Here is a 729-nt window from a genome sequence, read left to right on the forward strand (position 1 = left end):
ATGTCGGCCCAGCCCGCAGGGGTGTTGTCGGCGGGCACCGAGCCGCCGCCCGAGAGCACCGAGCCGCGGGCCCGCTTCGTGATCTGGCCCCGGTCGCCGTCGCTGCCGCCGCCCCCGGCCCGGGCCCCTTCGCCGACCTTCCCCTCCCCCCTCACCCTGCCGCGCACGTCCCCGCCCCCCCTGGCGCCCGGGCCCCGCCCGTTGACCTCGCCCGGCGGCCCCCCGCCCCGCGCGGGCCCCCCCCCGGCGCCGGCCCGGACCGCGCCGGCGGCGCGCCCGCCGCGGCTGGCCCCCCCGCGCGCCTTCCAGGCGCTGTTCGCGCAGGCCACGGCCCGCGGGACGGGCGGGCAGCACGACGCCGACTACGCCGAGCCGTTCGGCGCCTCCACCCCCCGCGTGCACGCCGCCCTGACGCGGGCCGCCGAGCGTACCGCCCGGGGCGGGACGACGCTGGTGGTGACGTCCGGCGGGCCCGTCTCGCTCGTCGTCTCGCGCCTCCTGGCCGGTGACGCCTCCCTGTGGCGCGCCCTCAACCCCGTCACCGTCAACACCGGCGTCACCAAGGTCGTCTCCGGGCGACGCGGGCTGACCTGCGTCACCTTCAACGCCCACGACCACCTCGACGCGACGCCCGCCCTCCTCACCTACCGCTGACGGCGGTTCCGGGGCGCCTCGGCACGGCACTCACTCGGCACCCGCACGACCACCTACCCGGCACCTACCTACCGT

Annotated in this window: 1 protein-coding gene; it reads left to right on the forward strand. The window is 79.7% G+C overall.

What is annotated here, in order from left to right:
* Positions 1 to 654 (forward strand): histidine phosphatase family protein (locus HUX53_RS38590; RefSeq protein WP_176408216.1); only part of this gene is annotated, 654 nt, incomplete at its 5' end.
* Between the last annotated feature and the right edge of the window lie 75 nt (positions 655 to 729).

The organism is Actinomadura sp. BRA 177 (genome assembly GCF_013372625.1).
Lineage (GTDB): Bacteria > Actinomycetota > Actinomycetes > Streptosporangiales > Streptosporangiaceae > Spirillospora.